Annotated in this window: 15 protein-coding genes; 9 read left to right on the top strand and 6 right to left on the bottom strand. The window is 66.3% G+C overall.

Annotated elements, in window-relative coordinates:
- The first annotated feature begins 609 nt into the window (after positions 1-609).
- The 5 genes from IBX18_RS36180 (at position 610) to IBX18_RS42510 (ending at position 6,143) form a co-directional block, all read left to right on the top strand.
- The gene (locus tag IBX18_RS36180; protein WP_194837937.1) at positions 610-1,221 is read left to right on the top strand and encodes a hypothetical protein; all 612 of its coding nucleotides are present in this window, start codon (positions 610-612) and stop codon (positions 1,219-1,221) included.
- 180 nt (positions 1,222-1,401) lie between these two features.
- Positions 1,402-3,669: an MMPL family transporter gene (locus tag IBX18_RS36175; RefSeq protein ID WP_194837936.1), complete on the top strand. Its 2,268-nt coding sequence runs from the start codon at positions 1,402-1,404 to the stop codon at positions 3,667-3,669.
- A 12-nt stretch (positions 3,670-3,681) separates the two neighbouring features.
- The gene (locus tag IBX18_RS36170) at positions 3,682-4,791 is read left to right on the top strand and encodes an SDR family oxidoreductase (protein WP_194837935.1); all 1,110 of its coding nucleotides are present in this window, start codon (positions 3,682-3,684) and stop codon (positions 4,789-4,791) included.
- A 54-nt stretch (positions 4,792-4,845) separates the two neighbouring features.
- Entirely contained in the window at positions 4,846-5,931 is a 1,086-nt protein-coding gene (locus IBX18_RS36165; protein ID WP_194837934.1) for a fatty acid desaturase, read from the top strand.
- Positions 5,932-5,996: 65 nt separating this feature from the next.
- Entirely contained in the window at positions 5,997-6,143 is a 147-nt protein-coding gene (locus IBX18_RS42510; protein WP_373889254.1) for a rubredoxin, read from the top strand.
- 6 nt (positions 6,144-6,149) lie between these two features.
- On the opposite strand, the gene nucS is transcribed toward IBX18_RS42510, so the two are convergent.
- A complete protein-coding gene (gene nucS / locus IBX18_RS36155; RefSeq protein WP_194837932.1) occupies positions 6,150-6,836 on the bottom strand; it encodes an endonuclease NucS in 687 nt (228 codons plus the stop codon).
- 69 nt (positions 6,837-6,905) lie between these two features.
- A complete protein-coding gene (locus IBX18_RS36150; protein ID WP_194837931.1) occupies positions 6,906-7,622 on the bottom strand; it encodes a rhomboid-like protein in 717 nt (238 codons plus the stop codon).
- A gap of 245 nt (positions 7,623-7,867) precedes the next feature.
- On the opposite strand from IBX18_RS36150, the gene IBX18_RS42505 reads away from it, so the two are divergent.
- Positions 7,868-8,176 (top strand): ATP/GTP-binding protein, encoded by a 309-nt coding sequence (locus IBX18_RS42505; protein ID WP_107654463.1) that lies wholly within the window; start codon positions 7,868-7,870, stop codon positions 8,174-8,176.
- A gap of 270 nt (positions 8,177-8,446) precedes the next feature.
- Here the strand turns inward: IBX18_RS42505 and IBX18_RS36145 are convergent, their stop codons facing one another.
- Both IBX18_RS36145 and mce read right to left on the bottom strand, forming a co-directional pair.
- Positions 8,447-9,448: a hypothetical protein gene (locus tag IBX18_RS36145; protein WP_107660070.1), complete on the bottom strand. Its 1,002-nt coding sequence runs from the start codon at positions 9,446-9,448 to the stop codon at positions 8,447-8,449.
- Positions 9,449-9,534: 86 nt separating this feature from the next.
- Positions 9,535-9,996, bottom strand: coding sequence for a methylmalonyl-CoA epimerase (mce, locus tag IBX18_RS36140; RefSeq protein ID WP_194837965.1), 462 nt, complete (start codon positions 9,994-9,996; stop codon positions 9,535-9,537).
- Positions 9,997-10,105: 109 nt separating this feature from the next.
- Between mce and IBX18_RS36135 the strand changes: the two genes are divergently transcribed.
- The 3 genes from IBX18_RS36135 to IBX18_RS36125 all read left to right on the top strand — a co-directional run bounded on the left by IBX18_RS36135 (position 10,106) and on the right by IBX18_RS36125 (position 12,713).
- Positions 10,106-11,284, top strand: coding sequence for an acetyl-CoA C-acetyltransferase (locus IBX18_RS36135; RefSeq protein WP_194837930.1), 1,179 nt, complete (start codon positions 10,106-10,108; stop codon positions 11,282-11,284).
- A gap of 135 nt (positions 11,285-11,419) precedes the next feature.
- Positions 11,420-11,797: a DUF3817 domain-containing protein gene (locus IBX18_RS36130; protein ID WP_194837929.1), complete on the top strand. Its 378-nt coding sequence runs from the start codon at positions 11,420-11,422 to the stop codon at positions 11,795-11,797.
- Between the two features lie 61 nt (positions 11,798-11,858).
- Positions 11,859-12,713, top strand: coding sequence for a tetratricopeptide repeat protein (locus tag IBX18_RS36125; protein WP_194837928.1), 855 nt, complete (start codon positions 11,859-11,861; stop codon positions 12,711-12,713).
- 121 nt (positions 12,714-12,834) lie between these two features.
- Here the strand turns inward: IBX18_RS36125 and glgB are convergent, their stop codons facing one another.
- Together glgB and IBX18_RS36115 are read right to left on the bottom strand one after the other, a co-directional pair.
- On the bottom strand, positions 12,835-14,973 hold the full coding sequence (gene glgB / locus IBX18_RS36120; protein WP_194837964.1) for a 1,4-alpha-glucan branching protein GlgB: 2,139 nt from the start codon (positions 14,971-14,973) through the stop codon (positions 12,835-12,837).
- 14 nt (positions 14,974-14,987) lie between these two features.
- Entirely contained in the window at positions 14,988-16,988 is a 2,001-nt protein-coding gene (locus tag IBX18_RS36115) for an alpha-1,4-glucan--maltose-1-phosphate maltosyltransferase (protein WP_194837927.1), read from the bottom strand.
- Positions 16,989-17,015 lie beyond the last annotated feature (27 nt).

Genomic DNA, 17,015 nt, shown 5'->3' with positions numbered 1-17,015 from the left:
CGAACCCGGAAGCTAAGCCTGCCAGCGCCGATGGTACTGCACTCGACAGGGTGTGGGAGAGTAGGACACCGCCGGAACATCCTTCACGAAAGCCCCCCAGCTCACGCTGGGGGGCTTTCGTCGTTTCTACACACCACAGCCGCACACTTTCTGATTTCCCGCAGACCGAATTGCATGCGATTCCTTGTGCGGGAAATCAGAAAGTATGCGTGCCCGGCCCAGACAACCCCACGCGAGAATCCGCACTCTCTCTCGGGACTTGCACCCATTGCGGGGGTCCAGAGTCAGTGCGGATCCCGAGAAAGAGTGCGGCTGTGCCGCTTGCAGGCATGCCGACAGCGCCGGGTGCGGTGCGTGCGGACGCGCCGAACGATCAGCACTTCTGGACTGTCGACCGACAGGCCGATTTCCTTGTGCGCAAACATCTTTGCGCGATTCGCTCCATCCATAGGCGCCTCCGCAACGAATGCTAGATGACCATTCCAGATGGTAGGTTCTGCGCTCAGTCCAATCTTCACCAGGCGTTCAGCAGGATCGTGATGGCCTCCGCCTCGGGTTCGTGCCCTCGGAGGTGTTCCGGTGATCTCACATTCGATGGGAAGGTTTGCGATGGCAATCGAAGGAACAGAAGAGCGCGAGTCGACATACTCGGCTCCCGACCGCCGTAGGACCACACGCCGCTTCGCCTATGTGGCCGCAGGATTGTTGGCTTTGTCCACGGTCGGCTACCAGCAGGTAGTCGATGCCCCGAACTCGACCGCCGCGGAACCGTCCAAATGCACTGACGGTGAAGGCTCGGTCACCATCAAGAAGAAGGGTTCCGACCTCATCGGAACCGCCGAGCTGACCAAGAATTTCAAGAACTACGAGAAGAACGAAGACTGCGTAGGTGAGGGAGCGAACGGGACGTCGGGACCCATCACGGCGACTGCGAGCGAGGACGGTAAGTCCTGCGAGTTGACGGCGGAGGTCGACAAGGCCAACGGCCAGGCGAAAGAAGGGGACGAATTCGCCAAGGCCGGTGACATCAAGGTGACCGTTCCGTTGGACGGCAAACCTGCGACTGCGACGGCCGAGGGCACGAACGACAACGGTGAAAAGGTGACTGCCACAGCGACTATCAAGGGCTTCACCATGAAGGAGTGCAAGACCAGTTCGATCCCGACGGACAAGTTCACGGCGACAAAGGTCAACGCAACGATCGAGAAAGCCGACAGCTGAGTAGTCGTTCGATCGTCGGTGTCTGAGGCTTCCGTCGCGCCGCGCTGACAGCGATCAGCGCAGCGCGACGGGGCCGGTCTGTTGGCGCGGGTGATCGTTCCAGATTCGGTCTGCTACGTCGTAGACACCGGCACGGGAGGTGCGGCGACGAGCGTCCACAAGGGGTGAAGTGTGCTCGACATGCGCAAGGATGTCTTGGCGCGACTGGCCGTGCTGATGGCCCGGCATCGACGTCGGGTATTTGCGGCCTGGCTGCTTGCAACTGTTGCCGGCCTGCTGTGCCTGCCGCATCTGCTGGCCTCGGTGGTGTCGCCGCCGGTCGAGGTCGCGGGCTCCGAATCACAGCGGGCGGGCGAAATCCTCGGTGCAGCCCTGCCGTCATTCGGCAAGGATCCGATGATCGCCGTGTTCCATTCTTCGACGCATCGGGGGGTCGATCCGCCGTTCCGGGAAGCGATCGATGCCGGAAAGATCGCGCTGAGTGAGCAGGACGGCATCTCCGGTGTGGTGTCGTTGCCAATGGTCGGCGACTACACCCGGGCTACGGCAATGCCTGAAGCGATGGAGCCACTGCGCGTGCTGTTCCATGACGAGCACACCGCGTACGTGCTGGTCGGCATTTCCGGCGGCGACCGGGAGCGCCAAGATCGGATACCGGCGCAACAGGCCGCGATCGATCAGGCGGCGCGATCGGTATCCGGTGGCACGGTGCGAAGTTATCTAGTGGGGGTCGCGGCCTTCGGTCAATCGGTGCAGCAGGCAGAGATCGCGGATCTCATGCGCATCGAGCTGGTCGCGGTACCCGTGGCGATAGTCGTGCTACTGGTGGGTCTGCGATCCCCGGTGGCCGCCCTGGTGCCGGCGGGCATCGCGGGTGCGGCGGTGGTGACCACCCTCGGGCTGTTCGCGATGCTGACCGAGGTGTTCCCGGTGGACGGAATGTTGCTTGTCGGAGTGAACGCGGTCGGCTTGGGAATCGGCATCGACTACGCGTTGTTCGTGACGAACCGCTACCGCGAGGAGTTGGCCGCGGGAGCCGACCGGGAGAACGCTATCGCCACGGCGGCCGGCACGACCGGACGCACGGTGGTGTACTCGGGTTTGATCCTTATTCTGGCGTGTTCGAGCCTGTTCTTGGTGCACTGGCACGTATTCGTGCAAGCCGCGGTCGGTGTCATGGCGGTGACCACCGTCGCCTTGGCCGCCTCGATGTCGCTGTTGCCCGCTGTTCTGGTGACACTCACTCGGTGGCTCGAATGGCGCCCGCGTTGGATGTCTCGCCGCGCTGCCCTCGGCTACGTCGCGGCTGAGGGGCCGCCGCGGCTGGCGCGCTGGGCCGAGCATCTGATGCGCCACCCCTGGCCCTACGCCGTGGCCGTCACGGTCGGCCTGCTGTTGGCGGCGGCACCGGTGCCCGATCTACGGCTCGGCATCAATATGGAACGCGAAGCACTGGCAGGCACGGCAGGGCGCGTCGGTCAGGACATCGTGGACCAGGACGCGCCCGGCCTGACGAGCACGGTGTTCGTTCTGCTACGGCGGTCAGCCGATACGGACCGCCCGGACATCGAGCCACTCTTGGCTGCTCTGCGCGCGGATCCGGACATCGCCGCGGCCAGCGGGCTCGACGACGGGGTCGACCTCACCGCCTTGCTGGTCGTCCCGCGACACCTACCCGATTCCCCCGCCGTAGTGCCGTTGGTGCAACGTATCCGCTCACAGATCGTGCCAGCGGCCGCTCCGCCTGGGCATCAGGTGCTGGTCGGCGGGTCCAGCGCGCTGGTCACCGACCTCCTCACCGAGACCTCGGCGAAGCTGTGGTGGGTGATCGCCTGTGTGCTGGCGATGATGTTCGCGATGTTGGTCGTCGTGCTGCGCAGCCTGCTACTGCCGCTGAAAGCGATAGCGATGAGCCTGCTGGCAACCGGTGCGGCATTCGGCCTGACGGTGCTGCTGTTCCAGGGCGACCGCGGCGGCGAGGTAGCCGAGTTGGCAGGGCAAGGCACTATTTGGCCACAGGTGCCGTTGATGGTATTCGTCCTGCTGTTCGGGCTGTCGACGGACTACGAATTGTTCCTCGTTCGCCGAATCCAGGAGGAGTACCGAGCCACCGGCGATACCCGCCGCTCGGTGGCGGTGGGTCTGCAACGGACCGCGCGGCCGATATCACTCGCGGCCGCGATCCTTGCCGTCGCATTCGGCAGCCTGCTCGTCTCCGATATCAGCGGCTTGCGCGTCTTCGGATTCACCATCGCGATCGCCTTGATCATCGACGCCACCTTGATCCGGCTCGTCTTGGTGCCTGCGTTGATGCAGATCATGGGTCGCTGGAACTGGTGGTTCCCTTCGTTCCCCGTGGCTGGGCGGCCCACTCGCGGCCGCGGGCCGGAAGCGGAGAACCCGACCGAGGACAGGGAACGCGTCGCGGACGCCGTTCCCACACCCTGAGTGAGGATCGAGATGGGCAGCTATTTGCTAACCGGTGCGACCGGGTTCGTCGGCGGTGCGCTGACTCTGGAACTGCTGGAGAAAACCGGTGCGCCGATCCACCTGGTCGTGCGGGACGGCGCCTCCGGGGCGGAGGGACGATGCCTGGCTGCGTTGCGTGTCGCGGCCGAATCATACGGTCGAGACAGGGATTTCATCGATCGGCACCAGGACCGACTGCATGTCGCGGCCGGTGACCTCTTGTCCGCCGAGATTGTCAAGCGTTTACCGGCACATGGCATCACGGATGTGTGGCACTGCGCGGCGTCGCTCGAGTTCGAGGATCGGAACAGGGACAAGATCTTCGCGGTGAACGTGGACGGCACGCGCAGGCTGCTCGACCTGTCCGAGAAGCTCGGTGTCGCCCGGTTCAATTACATGAGTACCGCATACGTGGCCGGAGCCGCAGTAGGGAAGATCGTGGAGTCCGCGGTCGCGGATGAGGTCAACCCCAACAACCAGTACGAGCTCAGCAAAATCGTAGCCGAAGGCGTTGTCGCGCAGCGTGAGTCGATGAGAACCCGAATTTGGCGACCGAGCATCGTGGTCGGTCACAGCAAGACCTACGCTGCCACCAGCTTTACCGGATTGTACGGATTGATCCGTGAGGCGTGCCTTTTCAAGCGGCGGGTGGAGAAGGTGTTCGGCCCGAACTTTGTCATGCAGCAGCGACGCATACTGGCCGACCCCGCCGCGCAGATCAACCTCATCCCGGTCGATCTCCTGGTGCAACAAGCGGTTTCGCTGTCGATGCGACTGAGCCTCGATGAAAGCATCGTTCATTTGACGAACGGATCCGCGCCGACCATGCGGGACTTCATGGCGGTCATGTCCTCGATGACGGGTATACCTGAGCCCGAATATGTCACTTCCGCAGCGGGATTCACTGCCGTCGAGCGTCGATTTCACAATGCGATGCGGTTCTACGCCCCGCATGTGGAGGGGGCCAAGGCCTTTGCGCAGGACGTCGCCGAGCGACACGGCTCGCCCCTCCACTTCCCGATGGACCAGGACTACCAGCGGGCCCTGATCGGGTGGTACCTCGATTACGCCGGTCTGGCGAACGAGGTGCGGGCGACCTGACCGGCCGGGCGCTGCGGCAACTACCACTTCCGGCGATCTACGACAGGAGAAACCATGCGGCTCGCAACTCGGTTACCCGGAGAACGCGGTCTCGCGCAGCAGGACGCGGACCGGATCGCTACGATTCGAGCGGAGATCATCGGCGTCGGTGACCGTTGGCGGGCAAGGCATCCGTGGATCAGCAGCCATCAGAACGCGGTCGGGACGGCGATCTTCGCGGTGTCCGTCGGCGGTGTGCTCGGCGACGCAGTGTTGTATGCGGCGGGTGTGTTGCCTTGGTGGACAACGATATTGGCGACGGCGTTTTGGTTGTCGCTGCTGCACGAACTCGAGCACGACCTGATCCACTCGATGTATTTCCGTCGAAACAAGTGGGCACACAACGCGATCATGCTCGGCGTTTGGGTGTTTCGGCCCAGCACCATCAACCCGTGGGTTCGTCGACGCCTGCACCTGCATCACCATGAGGTATCTGGCACCGAGTCCGATCTCGAGGAACGCGGCATCACCAATGGTCAGCGGTGGGGTGGGCATCGTCTGCTCAGTCTGTTGGACACCATGCTGGGCATCTACACCCGGCCGTTCCGTACGCATCGAATAGTCAACGAGTATGTGGCGCGTGCGGCACGCGACGCCGCCGATGCCCGCTTCCTGGCGGTGACGGTTCCACTGGGCTATTTCCCGCTGGGCGCAGTCCATTACGGGCTGTGGCACATTGCGATCGGGGTGCACGTCTACGAGTTGTTCGGCGGAAACGTCCCGCACAACGCCGCGTATCACGCCATGAACTTCCTGGCGATTACCCTGTTGGCTCCCAACATGATTCGAACCTTCTGCCTGCATTTCGTCAGCTCGAACCTGCACTACTACGGCGACGTCGAGGCGCACAACGTTCTGCAGCAGACGCAGGTCTGGACGGCGAAGTGGTTGTGGCCGATGCAGGCACTGTGCTTCAACTTCGGTGGCACACACGCCATTCACCACTTCTTGGTCCGCGATCCGTTCTATGTACGCGAGGCGATCAGGCGGGAATGCCAGGTGATCTTGCGCGAACGCGGCGTTCGGTTCAACGACTTCGGCACCTTCCGCCGCGGCAACCGGTTCTCGCTCGGTTCGTTGGCCGGACCGGTCGAGCCGTGACCGGCGACGGTGTGCGAACGGCGCAGGGCAGGGCGCTCAATGATATTGCCGCACTGTGGATCTGCGTGACCTGCGGAGCGATCTACGATCCGGCCGAAGGTGACCCGGATGGCGGGATCGCACCGGGCACCCCGTTCGCCGACATCCCCGACGGATGGGTGTGCCCGGTGTGTGGCGCCCGCAAAGAAGATTTCATCCCGTTCGAGGGCTGATACGCCTCAGAACAGGCGGAATTCGGTGCTCTCGGTGCCGCGCAGGGCGTCGTAATCGAGGACGAGACAACGGATTCCGCGGTCTTCGGCGAGGGTGCGGGCCTGCGGTTTGATCTGCTGGGCGGCGAAGACGCCTGCTACCGGTGCGAGCAGGGGGTCGCGGTTGAGCAGTTCGAGGTAGCGGGTGAGCTGTTCGACGCCGTCGATCTCGCCGCGGCGCTTGATCTCGACCGCGACGGTGGCGCCCTCGGCGTCCCGGCAGAGCAGATCGACCGGGCCGATCGCGGTCATGTATTCGCGGCGGATCAGGCTGTAGCCGGGGCCGAGGGTGGTGACGTGCTCGGCCAGGAGGACCTGGAGGTGGGCTTCCACACCGTCTTTCACCAGACCGGGGTCGATGCCGAGCTCGTGCGAGGAGTCGTGCTCGATGTCCTCGATGGTGATGCGGAGTTCCTCGCCGGCCTTGTTGGTGACCACCCACAGGGCCTTCGCGCCCTCGGGGATGTCAGCGGCGCCGCGCTCTTCCAGCCAGCACGGCGGGCTCATCCAGTTCAGCGGCTTGTACGAGCCGCCGTCGGAATGCACGAGGACCGAGCCATCGGCTTTCACCAACAGCAGGCGGCGGGCCATCGCGAGATGGGCGGTGAGTCGCCCTACGTAGTCGACCTGACAGCGAGCAATCACTAGGCGCACCCAAGCACTCTAGGTGACCAACCGGCGACCGCGGACGTCAGCCCGCCTCGACTCGCGGCATCGTGTCGCTCAGCCGAAGAGGACGGCGGCGGCCAGAATCACGCTGGTGCCGAGTAACGCCCGCTCCACCCTGGTGAACCGCCGAGTGACCGGCGTCTTGGTCCGGATCATGCCGTAGCCGACACCCGAGCCGATGCAGAACGCCAGCAGATGGCCGACGCTGGTGAAGTTCTGTCCGACCAGCACGCCGGCCACCGCGGCCGTGAACCACACTGTGGCCCAGGCGATCCGCAGCCTGCTCGGCACGACGAAGACCAGCGCGCCGATCAAAGCCATGGCGCCGTAGCTGATACCGACGTCCTCGCTCCAGCGCACACTGGCGGGCATCCAATCGAACTCGACCGCTACCCAGAGCCCCGCCGCGACGAGCAGCGTCGCACCGATGTGCCCGGCCAGGAAGACGCGCACCATGTGCAGCGCGCCGAACCGCAGCTCCGCCAGCGCGAGCAGGCAGGCCAGCAGCGGCATGATCAACCACGCGGTGCCGACATCACCGATCACCAGCGCGCTCGACAGCAGCGTGACGACCCGGCCTTGCAGCAGGTTGTGCAGGTTGGTGCTGGCGTGCAGCACCACCTTCGACTGCGCCGAATCGCTCAGCGCCGAGAAGATCGACGTGACGATGACAAGAGCGGACAGATAGCCGACGGTCGCGGGCACCCTCGGTCGCCACCAACGAGAACCGACGACCGGTATGCGGTCGTCCGTGGTCGTCGCGACGGCCATAGATACCTCCGTGTCTGTGCGGTGTCCCTCCATGATCGCGGACGCCGCTGTGTTCGATCCTGGTATTCCCTGTGAGATTGCTGCGAACCTGGTCACCGCGGGTCCGGCGGGGCGTTCCGGCGGTGCCCTACTGTGCCACATTCGGACGGATCGCGGCAGGTCGAGCCCGCCGATCCGTCCGGCACCGCAGCGGGATGGGTAGCGGCCGATCAGAGCAACCTCCACGCGAGTAATAGGCTGGCAGCATGCCTCGTCGGAAACCGCGCGCAGACGGTCACACGGGCCGCTCGCGGACGGGCGGTGCGCCGCTCGGTGATGTCTTCGGCCGGACCGAGGCGGGGCCGGGTGGGGACGAGACCTACGTTGTTCGGACCATCCCAGGTGCTCGAGCGGTGAAGGTGTATCGCTGCCCGGGATGTGACCATGAGATCGCGCTGGGGGTTGCGCACATCGTCGCGTGGGCTGCCGATGGCGGTGAGGACGATCGCAGGCATTGGCACCGCGGTTGCTGGAACGGGCGGCAAACGCGGGGGATCACGCGCCGCTGGTCGTGAACGCCGGTCGCTGATCGGTTCGCGCATTCTGAATGGTTCTGTGGCCGAATGGATTCCGCCGAATCGCGATGTTCGTTGCGAATGCCCTTGCTGGAGAGGGCGATAGCTCGGGGCCGTGACGTCGGCGCTCGATGTTCTTGTGGCTGTTCGCCGGTGGCGTGCTCTAGAAGTCCTAGTGACCTCCGGGAATTAGGAAGGCCGCCCCGGGAAGGGGCGGCCTTGGTGTGAATTCGGTTGGGTTACTGCGTTAGTCGCCGCTTGGCCCGCCGATTAGTTGCTGATGTCGGCGTTCTCGCGCTCCTCGTCGACGATGTCATCCTCTTCCGAGGCAACCTCGGGGATGGCCTTGCGGCTGGAACCGGAGACCTGCTTGGTGTTGTTGCTGATCGACTTGCGCTGATCCGGAACACCGTCCAGCAGTTCGCTTTCCCGGTTGACCGCGGCGAGCATCGCGGGCACCGAGTCGAGCTGGCCGCGGATGCCGAGCAGCTGGGCGAGCACGCGTCCGCGCAGCACGCGCATCTCCTCGGCCAGTTCCTTCGCGTGCGCGATCTTGCGCTCGGAGGTCTGGGTCGCGGAGGTGATGAGGCGGTTGGCCTCGTCGGTCGCGTCCTTGATCCGCTGTGCGGCCTCGGCGCGACTGGTGGCCTCCAGCTCCTCCATGGCGCGGGTGAGCTTGGTGCGCCGCTCCGCCATGGTGACCTCGAAGTCCTGCTGGGTCGCCTTGCGCTTGGCGTCGGCTTCCTTGCCGAGGCGGTCGGCCTCGGCCTGCGCGGCCTCGATGATCTTGGCGGATTCGGTGCGCGCGTTTGCCAGGGTCTGCTCGAACTCGATCTCGAGCGCCTCGCGCTTTTCCTTGGTTTCGGCCAGCAACGACTCGTACTTGCCACGCATCTCGGTGGCCTGCTGCTCCGCGATCGACACCATCTCCGCAGCCTCGGCCTGGGCCAGGGCCCGAACCTCGGAGGCCTCGTCGGAGGCCAGCCGCAGCATGCGGGAGATGCGGTCGGACATGCCTTCCGCGGTGGTGGGCGGCACCGAGAGTCGGTCGACCTCCTTGCGGAGCTCGTCGATCTCGTCACGCGCATCCTCGAGCTGGCTCGCGAGGTTACGGGCTTGTGCCGCAGCAGCATCCCGGTCGGTAGCGGTGACCCTTAGTTCGGCGTCGAAGCGGTCGAAGTAGTTGCGTACCTCGTCTTGCGCATAACCCTTGCGCACAACGGTGAAGGGCAGTGCAACGAAGCGATTGCGATCGGACTCAGGTGACGACATGGCACACAAACTACAGCCTACAGAGACCTGATGGTGACTCGACCGCGAATGTGATTCCGAAGAGTTTTGCCCGCCCGATCTTGATACTAGTGCGTAACATTCGCGTTCGGCTCGACCAACTCGATCAGCACACCGCCAGCATCCTTCGGATGGATGAAATTGATGCGGGAATCCGCTGTTCCAGGCCTCGGCGCCTCGTACAGCAAACGCAGGCCCCGCGCGCGCAGGTGCGCGGAGACGGCATCGATGTCGGTGACCCGGTAGGCCAGTTGCTGCAGGCCCGCGCCGTTACGGTCGATGAACTTAGCGATGGTCGACTCCTCGTTGAGCGGAGCCAGCAACTGCAGGGCAGTCCCACGGTCGGGGGCGCCGGGCAGCGAGAGCATCGCCTCGTGCACACCCTGGGCCTCGTTGACCTCGCGGTGGGTCTCGATCATGCCGAGGTTCTCGGCATACCAGGCAACCGCGACATCCAGGTCGGGCACGGCGACACCGACGTGGTCGATGGCGACGACGTAGTCCGCGGGGATGAAATCGGACGAATCCATAACGTTGCTCACTACTCGAAGGTAGCCGCTACCTGCGTACCGGCAACTCGGGCGTAGCGGTTACCGTGGAGTACGGAACTCTGCGCAACCTAGATAGCGAGGCTCAGTCGTGATTTCTTCCGTGATCGTCTCCGGCGCACGCACCCCCGTCGGTCGCCTGCTCGGCGGCCTCAAGGACTTCAGCGGTTCCGACCTCGGCGGCTTCGCCATCAAGGCTGCGCTGGAAAAGGGTGGCGTCGCGCCGGAGCAGGTCGACTACGTGATCATGGGCCAGGTGCTCACCGCGGGTGCGGGCCAGATCCCGGCCAGGCAGGCGGCCGCGGCGGCGGGCATTCCGATGGACGTGCCCGCGCTCACCGTCAACAAGGTGTGTTTGTCCGGTATCAACGCAATCGCGTTGGCGGACCAGCTGATCCGGGCCGGCGAGTACGAGATCGTGGTCGCGGGCGGCCAGGAGTCGATGAGCCAGGCCCCACATCTGCTGGAGAAGAGCCGCGAGGGCTTCAAGTACGGCGACGTGACGCTGCGTGACCACATGGCCTACGACGGCCTGCACGACATCTTCACCGACCAGCCGATGGGCGCGCTGACCGAACAGCGCAACGACACCGAGCCGGTCAGCCGGGAAGACCAGGACGCGTTCGCCGCGGCCTCGCACCAGCGCGCGGCCGAGGCGTGGAAGAACGGCGTCTTCGACGACGAGGTGGTCCCGGTCTCGGTGCCGCAGCGCAAGGGCGACCCGCTGCTGGTCGCCGCCGACGAGGGCATCCGCGCCGACACCACCGCGGAGTCGCTGGCCAAGTTGCGCCCCGCGTTCCGCAAGGACGGCACGATCACCGCGGGCACCGCCTCGCAGATCTCCGACGGCGCCGCCGCGGTCGTGGTGATGAGCAAGGCCAAGGCCGAGGAGCTGGGTCTGAGCTGGATCGCCGAGATCGGCGCCGCAGGCGTGGTCGCGGGCCCGGATTCGACGCTGCAGGATCAGCCGGCCAACGCCATCGCGAAGGCCTGTGCGCGCGAGGGTATCTCGCCCGCCGACCTGGATCTGGTGGAGATCAACGAGGCGTTCGCGGCGGTCGGTGTCGCCTCGACCCGCAAGCTGGGCATCGATCCGGCGAAGGTGAACGTCAACGGTGGCGCGATCGCGATCGGGCACCCGCTGGGCATGTCCGGTGCGCGCATCCTGCTGCACCTGGTGCTGGAGCTGAAGCGCCGCGGTGGTGGCGTCGGTGCCGCCGCGCTGTGCGGTGGCGGCGGTCAGGGCGATGCCCTGATTGTCCGGGTCTAGTTCTGCCGCAAGCGAGTTCGTCGTCGGCCCCCGTGCAGGTGCACGGGGGCCGAGTCGTCTGCGCGCTCGGACGGCGGGCGGCGGCGGTCGAATGTGACCCGTCGCACTACGACACGTCGTAGTGCATCCGGCACAATGGTGCGCATGGGCAATGTCTTCGACCTGAGCACCGTCGCGAAGCGGTTTCGTTTCATCGCGGTACTCGAGGCGATCTCGTGGGTTTTTCTGATCGTCGGCATGGTGTTCAAGCGCCTCCCCGAGCCGGTGCTGTGGCCGGTGAAGGTGTTCGGCATGACGCACGGCATCATCTTCGTGCTTTTCGTGATCCTCGCCATCGTGACCGCGCGTGAGCTCGGCTGGAACGCGAAGACCACGGTGCTCGCGCTGCTGTCCAGCATCCCGCCGTTCTTCACCGTGCTGTTCGAGATCTGGGCGGTCCGCTCGGGCAAGCTCGGTGAGCTGAGCAACGCGAATTCTGGCGGATCCGGGGCTCCGGCCGCCGCCACGTCGTGACAAACTGGAAACCGTGACTCGACCTGCTGCACGCCGTCCTTCGCCAGCCGCTGTCGCCGCCATGTCCGGGGCAGTTGATCTCTCCGGTTTGAAGCAACCGCCCGCCGGTGCGCCCGGTGCCGCCGCCAACGGCGGCGACTACGCGGTGAACGAGGCGAACTTCGAGACCAAGGTGCTACGCCGCTCGGTGCAGGTGCCGGTGGTCGTCGCGCTGTACTCGCAACGCAGTCCGGGCAGTGTCGAGCTGGTCCGCACGCTGGAGCGGTTGGTCGGCGAGGCGAACGGCGCCTGGGACCTGGCCACCGTCGAGGCCGAGGCCAATATGCGGATTGCGCAGGCGTTCGGTGTGCAGGGCATCCCGACCGTCATCGCGGTCGCGGGCGGCCAGCCGCTGGCCGACTTCCAGGGCGCCCAGCCGGAGCCGCAGGTTCGGCAGTGGCTGAGCGCGGTCATCGACGCGGTGGCGGGCAAGCTGCCCGGCGGCGAGGAGCCGCAGGAGGCGCCGGAGGACCCTCGCTTCGTCGCCGCGGAGACGGCGCTGGAGCAGGGCGACCTGGCCGGCGCCGAGGCCGCCTACGAGGCGATCATCGCCGCGGAACCGGGCAACGAGGAAGCCAAGGGCGCGCTGCGCCAGCTGCGGTTCCTCGGCCGCGCGCAGAACATCCCGGCATCGGCGATCGCGACCGCCGACGCCGACCTCGGCAATGTGGACGCCGCGCTCGACGCCGCCGACGTGGAGATGCTCGATCAGCAGCCGGAGGCCGCGTTCGACCGTCTGATCGCGGTCGTCAAGCGTTCCGCGGGCGACGACCGCACCAAGGCGCGCACCCGCCTGCTCGAACTCTTCGAATTGTTCGATCAGGCCGAGCCGTTCGTGGTCGCCGCTCGCCGCAAGCTGGCTGCCGCGCTGTACTAGCTCGGCCGGCGGCGCATCCCGACAACGCAACTCGCCCCGTCATCCCGGATCGAATCGGGTGGCGGGGCGCTGTCGTTGCTATCGCTGGACCGAACGGATCCGGCTGTCACCCGACCGAATGTCAGCTGTCCGGGGCCAGCCAGACGGCGCTGTTGGGTGCCAGCGCGATCGTCGCCGAGGCCGGCCGACCGTGCCAACCCTCGTCAGTGGCCTTGACAGCACCCAGGTTTCCGATACCCGATCCGCCGTATTCGGCGGCGTCGGTGTTCAGGATCTCGGTCCACTGTCCGGCGAACGGCAGGCCCACCCGGTACTCACCGTGCACCGAGCCGGAGAAGTTGTACACGCAGGCGACTACCGACCCGTCCGACCCGTACCGCAGGAACGCCAGCACATTGTTCGCCTGGTCGTTCGCCTCGATCCACGAGTAGCCGCCCGGGGTGATGTCCTGGCTCCACAGCGCGGGCCGGGCGCGGTACACCGTGTTGAGGTCCCGCACGGCCGCCGTGATCCCTTGGTGCAGTGGGTTTTCCAGCTCTGCCCAGTCCAGCCCGCGATCGTGCGACCACTCGCGGAACTGGCCGAAATCCTGGCCCATGAACAGCACTTGCTTGCCGGGGTGACCCCACATGTAGGCCAGCAGGGCCCGCACGCCCGCGGCCTTGGCGAAGTCGTCGCCGGGCATCCTGGTCCAGAGTGTGCCTTTGCCGTGCACCACTTCGTCGTGGCTGATCGGCAGCACGAAGTTCTCGCTCCACGCGTACATCAGCGAGAAGGTGATCTCGTTGTGGTGCCAGGAGCGGTGGATCGGGTCGCGCTGCAGGAAGTCGAGGGTGTCGTGCATCCAGCCCATGTTCCATTTCATGGTGAAGCCCAGGCCACCGACGTCGGTGCCGCGGGTGACGCCCGGCCAGCTGGTTGACTCCTCGGCGATGGTGACCACGCCGGGATGATGGCGGTGCACGGTGTTGTTGAGGTCCTGCAGGAAGTCGACGGCCTCCAGGTTTTCCCGGCCGCCGTACACGTTGGGCTCCCAACCCCCTTCGGGGCGTGAGTAATCCAGGTACAGCATGGAGGCGACGGCGTCGACGCGCAGCCCGTCGATGTGGAACTCCTCGATCCAGTAGCGCGCGTTGGCCACCAGGAAGTTGCGCACCTCGTGTCTGCCGAAGTCGAAAACGTAGGTGCCCCAGTCGAGTTGCTCGCCGCGGCGCGGGTCGGCGTGCTCGTAGAGCGGGGTGCCGTCGAAGCGGGCCAGCGCCCATTCGTCGCGTGGGAAGTGCGCGGGCACCCAGTCGAGCAGCACGCCGATGCCCGCTCGGTGCAGCCGATCGACGAAGGCGCGGAAGTCGTCCGGCGTGCCGAAGCGCGCGGTGGGCGCGTAGTACGAGGTGACCTGATAGCCCCAGGAGCCGCCGAAGGGATGTTCGGCGATGGGCAGCAGTTCGATGTGGGTGTATCCGGCGGCCTGCACGTAATCGGCCAGCTGGTCGGCCAATTCGCGATAACCGAGGCCCGGTCGCCAGGAGCCGAGGTGCACTTCGTAGACGCTCATCGGCGCCTGGTTGGGGTCGGTGCTCGCGCGGGTGTCCAGCCAGGCCTTGTCGTCCCAGACGTAGTGGCTCTCGGTGACCACCGATGCGGTGGCGGGCGGGAGTTCGGTGGCGAACGCCATCGGGTCGGCGTGGTCGACCGTGCGGCCGTCCGCGCCGTGCACCCGGAACTTGTACTTCATGCCCGGCCCGACTCCGGGCACGAACACTTCCCACACGCCGGACGACCCGAGCGCGCGCATCGGCGCGGTGTGCCCGCTCCAGCCGTCGAAATCGCCGATCACGGTGACGCCGCGCGCATTCGGCGCCCACACCGCGAACGAGGTCCCGTCCACCTCGCCGTCGAGGGTGGTGTAGCGGCGCGGGTGCGCGCCGAGCACGTCCCACAGTCGCTCGTGGCGGCCCTCGCCGATCAGGTGCAGGTCCAGTTCACCGACCGTCGGCAGGAAGCGGTAGCCGTCGGCGGAGAGAATGGTGCGGCCGCCCGGGTAGGTGGTGACGATGCGGTAGTCCATCACCTCGGGGTAGGGGACGACCGCGGCGAAGATGCCGTGCCCCAACGACTTCAGTGCATGGTCGGCGGTGCCGATGCGGACGGTGACCGACTCCGCGTGCGGGCGCAGCACGCTGATCTCGGTGCCGTCCGGATGCGGGTGTGCGCCGAGCACGGTGTGCGGATCGCCGTGGGTGCCCGCGGCGAGCAGCATCAGGTCCCGGCGCTTCACAGCGTGCTCCGGTAGGCGAGTTCGGTGCGCGCCTGCTGCGCGACCGGCGGCAGGGTGAGGATGTGCGCGACCGAGTTCGCCGGGTCGAGGCGCACGTAATTCGTTTGCGCCCAGTGGTATTCCTCGCCGCTGACCTCGTCGTACACCACCGGGTGGTCGTGCCATTCGCGGCCGATGGCGGGCAGGTCGAGCGAGACCATGCCCCACTCGGCGGCGAACGGGTTCAGGTTCACCACCACGAGCACGGCGTCGCCGCTGATCGGATCGATCTTGGAGTAAGCGATCAGTGAGTCGTTGTCGACGTGGTGGAAGTGGATGCAGCGCAACTGTTGCAGCGCCGGATGCGCGCGGCGGATCTCGTTGAGCCGGGTGATCCACGGCTCCAACGATTCACCGCGGGCCAGAGCCTCGGCGAACGGGCGCGGGCGCAGCTCGTACTTCTCCGAATCCAGGTATTCCTCGCTGCCCGGTCGCACCGCCTGGTGCTCGAAAAGCTCGTAGCCGGAGTACATTCCCCAGCTCGGTGCGAGGGTCGCGGCCAGCACCGCGCGGATGGCGAACATGCCGGGGCCGCCGTGCTGCAGGCTTTCGTGCAGGATGTCGGGGGTGTTGACGAACAGGTTGGGTCTGGCCTCGTCCGCCTTGGCAGCGAGTTCGTCGCCGAACTGCGTCAGTTCCCACTTCGCGATGCGCCAGGTGAAATACGTGTAGGACTGGCTGAATCCGCGCCGCGCGAGACCGTAGAGCCGGGCCGGGCGGGTGAACGCCTCGGACAGGAAGATGACGTCGGGGTCGGTGCGGCGCACCGTGCCGATCAGCCACTCCCAGAAGTCGGCCGGCTTGGTGTGCGGGTTGTCCACCCGGAAGATCTTGACGCCCAGCGCGATCCAATGCCGGACCACGCGGAGCACCTCGGCGTACAGGCCGTCGGGGTCGTTGTCGAAGTTGACCGGGTAGATGTCCTGGTACTTCTTCGGCGGGTTCTCGGCGAAGGCGATGGTGCCGTCGGGCAGGGTGGTGAACCACTCCGGATGCGCGGCGACCCACGGATGGTCCGGCGCACACTGCAGCGCCAGGTCGAGCGCCACCTCGAGGCCGAGTTGCGCTGCGGTGTCCACGAACTCGGCGAAGTCGGCCTCGGTGCCGAGCAGCGGATGCACGGCGTCGTGCCCGCCGTCCTTCGACCCGATGGCCCACGGCGATCCGACATCGTCCGGTTCGGCGACGAGAGTGTTGTTGCGGCCTTTGCGATTCACCTCGCCGACCGGATGGATCGGCGGCAGATAGACCACGTCGAAGCCCATGGCGGCGATGCGCGGCAGTTCTTTCGCGGCGGTGGCGAAGGTGCCGTGGATCGGCTTGCCCGCCGCGTCCCGGCCGCCGGTCGAGCGCGGGAAGAACTCGTACCACGAGCCGTACAGTGCCCGTTGCCGTTCCACCTGCACGGTGTGCTGAGGGCCGCGAGTCACCATGTCGCGCAACGGCGTTGCGCGCAGGATCTCGGCGATCTCCTCGGCGAAGGCAGGCGCCACCCTGGCGGGAAGCTGCTCGTCGCTGCGCAATGCGGCGGCCGCGGCGCGCAACCGTTCGAACTGTTTCTTCGGCACGGCCTGCGCGGCCCGGTCGAAGAGCCTGGCGCCGATCTCGAGATCGTTGGCGAGGTCGGCGGCGGTCTGGCCGACCGCGAGCTTGGCCTCCACCGCCGAGCGCCAGGTGGCGATGGGGTCGCTCCACCCCTCGATGCGGTAGGTCCACGCACCGGGCAGGTTGGGGGTGAACGTGGCGTTGAACACGTCCGGTTCGAGATCGGGCGTCATCCGGATCCGGATCGGCCGGGAAGAATTCGGTGCGCGCACGGTCAGTGTGGCGGCGACGGCGTCGTGGCCCTCGCGCCACACCACGGTGCGCACCGGGAAAACCTCCCCGACGACGGCCTTGGCGGGCCGTCCGCCTGCGATGTACGGGGCAGTGTCATCGATTGCGATGCGGCCGGTCACGGACCCAACCTACCGTCAGAGCGCCAT

Origin of the sequence: Nocardia sp. XZ_19_369 (assembly GCF_015355715.1) — a bacterium.
GTDB lineage: Bacteria > Actinomycetota > Actinomycetes > Mycobacteriales > Mycobacteriaceae > Nocardia.
This window is presented reverse-complemented; position numbering and strand designations above follow the sequence as displayed.

Coding starts and splice junctions, on each gene's coding strand:
- IBX18_RS36180 (WP_194837937.1), top strand. CDS start 610: ATGGCAATCGAAGGAACAGAAGAGCGCGAGTCGACATACTCGGCTCCC.
- IBX18_RS36175 (WP_194837936.1), top strand. CDS start 1,402: ATGCGCAAGGATGTCTTGGCGCGACTGGCCGTGCTGATGGCCCGGCAT.
- IBX18_RS36170 (WP_194837935.1), top strand. CDS start 3,682: ATGGGCAGCTATTTGCTAACCGGTGCGACCGGGTTCGTCGGCGGTGCG.
- IBX18_RS36165 (WP_194837934.1), top strand. CDS start 4,846: ATGCGGCTCGCAACTCGGTTACCCGGAGAACGCGGTCTCGCGCAGCAG.
- IBX18_RS36150 (WP_194837931.1), bottom strand. CDS start 7,622: ATGGCCGTCGCGACGACCACGGACGACCGCATACCGGTCGTCGGTTCT.
- IBX18_RS42505 (WP_107654463.1), top strand. CDS start 7,868: ATGCCTCGTCGGAAACCGCGCGCAGACGGTCACACGGGCCGCTCGCGG.
- IBX18_RS36145 (WP_107660070.1), bottom strand. CDS start 9,448: ATGTCGTCACCTGAGTCCGATCGCAATCGCTTCGTTGCACTGCCCTTC.
- mce (WP_194837965.1), bottom strand. CDS start 9,996: ATGGATTCGTCCGATTTCATCCCCGCGGACTACGTCGTCGCCATCGAC.
- IBX18_RS36130 (WP_194837929.1), top strand. CDS start 11,420: ATGGTGCGCATGGGCAATGTCTTCGACCTGAGCACCGTCGCGAAGCGG.
- IBX18_RS36125 (WP_194837928.1), top strand. CDS start 11,859: ATGTCCGGGGCAGTTGATCTCTCCGGTTTGAAGCAACCGCCCGCCGGT.
- glgB (WP_194837964.1), bottom strand. CDS start 14,973: ATGCTGCTCGCCGCGGGCACCCACGGCGATCCGCACACCGTGCTCGGC.